The organism is Vulcanococcus sp. (genome assembly GCF_044369115.1).
GTDB lineage: Bacteria > Cyanobacteriota > Cyanobacteriia > PCC-6307 > Cyanobiaceae > Vulcanococcus.
On record NZ_JBIPMN010000273.1, the window covers coordinates 1 to 3,194 of the forward strand.

Below are 3,194 nucleotides of genomic sequence, written 5' to 3' on the forward strand. Positions count from 1 at the left end.
TCGGGCTGACTTGGGCGGATGGCAGGACGCTCAACGGCCGCGAGGATGAGTTCTTCATCGGCAAGGGCACAACGCTTGAACCATCAATCTGAGATTTCCCCCTAGGCCGCTCCGGTGCCGTCGTCTGGTTCCTGACACTCGAACTTGTTGATCCCTGCTGATAAGTGGCTTGGTGCCTGATTTGCCGAACTGGTCGGATTGACCAGTGCGACGTTGTTGTTTCTCTTACCCCTATGACGGCCACTGCAGGAGCCAGGCTTCGGGCCTTTCATGACGCCCAGAACGCCGGCCACCCCACCATCTACGACCGCGCCCTGTCCGAACTACATGCCGGCCGCAAACAAAGCCATTGGATCTGGTTCGTGTTGCCGCAGCTGGCAGGGCTGGGTCGTTCCGCAATGGCGCAGCGCTACGGCATTTCCGGTCTGACAGAAGCCCATACCTACCTGGCGGATCCGCTGCTGCGGCAGCGGCTAACGGCGGTGATCGACGTGATCGACGACCAGCTCAGCCGGCCCGGCCAGAACCTGGAGCACCTGATGGGCAGCGGGCTCGATGCCGCCAAGACCGTGAGCAGCCTCACCCTGTTCGAGGCCGCCGGGCTGGATAGCGCAGGCGCACTGCTGGATCAGATCGGGTGGCGCTGTGAGCGGACGCTGGAGCAGCTCCGCTGAGTGCAGCGCCGCTGGCGGCTCTTCCGCAGTTGTTCGCGGGAGCGGCTGGTTCCTCTGGCCCCGCCGGCGAGATCCCCGACGACTGAAAGCCCAACTACCCGCGCGCCTGCCGCTCCCCATCTGCTTCCGCTTGCTCCTCCTGCCAGGCCCGCTGCAGATCCATCCGGGTGATGCGGTAGCCAAGGCGCCGTGCCGCCAGGATCAGCTCCTTGCGAGAGCGGCAGTGGCGCAGGGCTCGCTGCAGATCGCCCTGGCTTTCGGCGTCCTCAACCAGGCGTTCCAGTTCGCTCCAGCTCATCGCGCACGTCCCGGGGGCTGCTCCGACCATGACAACGGCCGAGACGTTGCGCCACGTTCCGCCGGGCACACAGCAGAGCGACAGCCTGCAACCCGTTGGGTGAGCTTGCTCGGGGCCTCTCCAGTCTGAGGCCCTCCTGATGTCGGGCCTCCGCTGGGATCGGTCCCGTCGCTGCGCCGCACCCGGCGCCGATCGCCATGGTTCTTGCTCCCACGCGTCTGTCGATTCCCGCTGCTCCGCTGCAACGGATCGGCACCCCGCAGGAAGATCCGGTCCTGTTACTGGAGGCTGTCCTGCGAGCAGTACAGGCGCTGATGCTCCAGCGGGGGCCGCGGATGTGGCGGCGCTGCTGGATTGATCAGCCCTATCAGCGGGAAGAGCGGGAGCTGATCCGCACCGAGCTGCTGCCGCCCCTGGTGCGGGCGCTGGCGGAGCTGGAGGAGATCGATCAGCTCCTGATCCGCCGGCAGCCATGGGAGCGCTCGCTGCTTGTGGAGAGGCTCCGCGATGAACGGCTCCAAGGCCTGATCAAGTGCCTCACCACCGTTGGCTGGGAGCGCGGCGGCTGAGCCGCGCGATGGCCGGCCGGGTGATCCGGCCGGCCGCTGAGGCCTGGCCTCAGATCACCGAGACGGTGGTGCCGAACCGGCCCTGGAAATGCCGGGCCATCGCATAGGCCATCTCGGCCGGGATCAGGCGGAGCTTCTTGATCGGCTTGCCGCGGCGACCGATCGGGGTGGTGATGCGCTCATGGCCATAGGCCTTGATGCCATCGGGATAGGTGTGCAGCACCAGGGTGCGGATCTCGCAGCAGGGAGCGGTGGGGCGTGCCATGGAAGAAGAAGGCGTGGAACACCCCGACCGAGGCCCGCTGTGGCAGCGGCGGCAAGGACCGCGGAGCGGCCCGGCCTGATCCTTGCCGCCGCTGACGCAGTGGGCACGCTGGGAGGGTCCACGCCGCTTCCATGGCACGGGCCGCCGCGGCTGAGAGGTGAGCCGCCCGCTGGTGCGGGCCGCCCAATGGGAGCAGCAGCTCGGCGCAGTGGATCGGATCAAGCCATCGCGATCAAAGATCCTCTGGCTTCAGTCCTGTCGTCCGTGCGAGGCGCGCGAGCATCCGCGGCCCGAGTTCCTCGCCGTCGTGAAAAGCAAAGACCACATCGGGCCAGCCGTCTCGGCTGAGGGTGCGATGGGAGCCGCTCTGGCGTTTCTGTTGCCAACCCAGACGCAACAAAGCAGCCAGAACCCGCCTGGCCTTCACGGCTGGCCAAGCACTCATGCAGCGGCAGGAACCGACAGCGTGATCGGCAGTGGCGACACTTCACTGTGCTCCAACTGCTCGGCCAGCGCTCTCAACGCAAGGGCCTCCGCCTTGACCATGGCCTCATCGGCTGAGGCGCCGTACGCCAGGGCACCGGGCAGCTCAAGCACCTCGGCGAGCCACCGGCCGTCTTCCTCCTGTTCCACCTCCAGGGTGAGGTTCATGCGGTTCGACCGAATGGTGAAACTGTAGGAGTGGCATCCCAGTGCGGCAGCCCGGTGGGACTCACCGCCCCACAAGGGTTTCTCCGGGAGGAATCACTGGAGCATCCGCACGATGCCCCCACCGGCCCTGGGCTCACCACCAGAAGCGCTGCGCCGGGCCCCTCCAGGCTCGCCCCTTGGCAAGGGCTGACGCGAGGCGCCGCGCTGCGGCGCCCCTTGCCGGGCGGGGCATGCCCTGCGGTGTCCCGTCGCTGCGCCGGAAGGCGTCAGTTCGTCATGGCTACACACGCTCTCGGTTATGCCCCCGAGGATCCGATCGCCCTGGTGGAGTCCTGCTATCGGGCGCTGCAGTGGCTGCTGGCCACCCGCACCGCCAGAGGGCTGCTCATCCCCAGGCCCTGGATCGATCACCCCTACGGGGAGGAGGAGATCACGCTGCTCGAGGAGGATCTGCTGCCGGCCATGGCGTTGTTCCTGGCGCGGGTGGATGCGATCGATCGCGCCATCGAGGCCGATCAGGAGGCACTGGTGCAGTCGCTGGCGGCTGCGGCGAGCCGCTGAGGCTCAGGCCGGCCCCTGGCCGGCCTTTTCTGCTGCTGCCCGGGGTTGTCAGGCCGCAGCGCTATCCGCCAGGAACGCCTCAATCCAGCGCTGGTGGCGGCTGGTGGTGATCAGCCCAGCGATGGCGCTCTGCGATGGGGGCACTGCAAATGCTGCGCGGAAGGCACTGGTGAAGG

Annotated in this window: 7 protein-coding genes; 3 read left to right on the forward strand and 4 right to left on the reverse strand. The window is 67.5% G+C overall.

From position 1 onward, the window contains the following. Positions 1–233 precede the first annotated feature (233 nt). Positions 234–674: a DUF1810 domain-containing protein gene (locus ACIQ2E_RS14565; protein WP_398332148.1), complete on the forward strand. Its 441-nt coding sequence runs from the start codon at positions 234–236 to the stop codon at positions 672–674. A 94-nt stretch (positions 675–768) separates the two neighbouring features. On the opposite strand, the gene ACIQ2E_RS14570 is transcribed toward ACIQ2E_RS14565, so the two are convergent. Continuing rightward, positions 769–972 (reverse strand): Nif11 family protein, encoded by a 204-nt coding sequence (locus tag ACIQ2E_RS14570; RefSeq protein WP_398332151.1) that lies wholly within the window; start codon positions 970–972, stop codon positions 769–771. Between the two features lie 197 nt (positions 973–1,169). Between ACIQ2E_RS14570 and ACIQ2E_RS14575 the strand changes: the two genes are divergently transcribed. Then, positions 1,170–1,541, forward strand: coding sequence for a hypothetical protein (locus ACIQ2E_RS14575; RefSeq protein ID WP_398332154.1), 372 nt, complete (start codon positions 1,170–1,172; stop codon positions 1,539–1,541). Between the two features lie 49 nt (positions 1,542–1,590). On the opposite strand, the gene ACIQ2E_RS14580 is transcribed toward ACIQ2E_RS14575, so the two are convergent. The 3 genes from ACIQ2E_RS14580 to ACIQ2E_RS14590 all read right to left on the reverse strand — a co-directional run bounded on the left by ACIQ2E_RS14580 (position 1,591) and on the right by ACIQ2E_RS14590 (position 2,457). Next, the gene (locus ACIQ2E_RS14580; protein ID WP_398332157.1) at positions 1,591–1,806 is read right to left on the reverse strand and encodes a hypothetical protein; all 216 of its coding nucleotides are present in this window, start codon (positions 1,804–1,806) and stop codon (positions 1,591–1,593) included. Between the two features lie 232 nt (positions 1,807–2,038). Next, positions 2,039–2,251, reverse strand: a complete 213-nt coding sequence (locus ACIQ2E_RS14585) for a type II toxin-antitoxin system HicA family toxin (RefSeq protein ID WP_398332160.1) — start codon at positions 2,249–2,251, stop codon at positions 2,039–2,041. Beyond that, the gene (locus ACIQ2E_RS14590; RefSeq protein WP_398332163.1) at positions 2,248–2,457 is read right to left on the reverse strand and encodes a type II toxin-antitoxin system HicB family antitoxin; all 210 of its coding nucleotides are present in this window, start codon (positions 2,455–2,457) and stop codon (positions 2,248–2,250) included. The genes ACIQ2E_RS14585 and ACIQ2E_RS14590 overlap by 4 nt, the downstream gene beginning before the upstream one ends. Before the next feature lie 276 nt (positions 2,458–2,733). Between ACIQ2E_RS14590 and ACIQ2E_RS14595 the strand changes: the two genes are divergently transcribed. Next, positions 2,734–3,018, forward strand: coding sequence for a hypothetical protein (locus ACIQ2E_RS14595; protein WP_398332166.1), 285 nt, complete (start codon positions 2,734–2,736; stop codon positions 3,016–3,018). The last annotated feature ends 176 nt before the right edge of the window (positions 3,019–3,194 follow it).

Coding starts and splice junctions, on each gene's coding strand:
- ACIQ2E_RS14565 (WP_398332148.1), top strand. CDS start 234: ATGACGGCCACTGCAGGAGCCAGGCTTCGGGCCTTTCATGACGCCCAG.
- ACIQ2E_RS14570 (WP_398332151.1), bottom strand. CDS start 972: ATGAGCTGGAGCGAACTGGAACGCCTGGTTGAGGACGCCGAAAGCCAG.
- ACIQ2E_RS14575 (WP_398332154.1), top strand. CDS start 1,170: ATGGTTCTTGCTCCCACGCGTCTGTCGATTCCCGCTGCTCCGCTGCAA.
- ACIQ2E_RS14580 (WP_398332157.1), bottom strand. CDS start 1,806: ATGGCACGCCCCACCGCTCCCTGCTGCGAGATCCGCACCCTGGTGCTG.
- ACIQ2E_RS14585 (WP_398332160.1), bottom strand. CDS start 2,251: ATGAGTGCTTGGCCAGCCGTGAAGGCCAGGCGGGTTCTGGCTGCTTTG.
- ACIQ2E_RS14590 (WP_398332163.1), bottom strand. CDS start 2,457: ATGAACCTCACCCTGGAGGTGGAACAGGAGGAAGACGGCCGGTGGCTC.
- ACIQ2E_RS14595 (WP_398332166.1), top strand. CDS start 2,734: ATGGCTACACACGCTCTCGGTTATGCCCCCGAGGATCCGATCGCCCTG.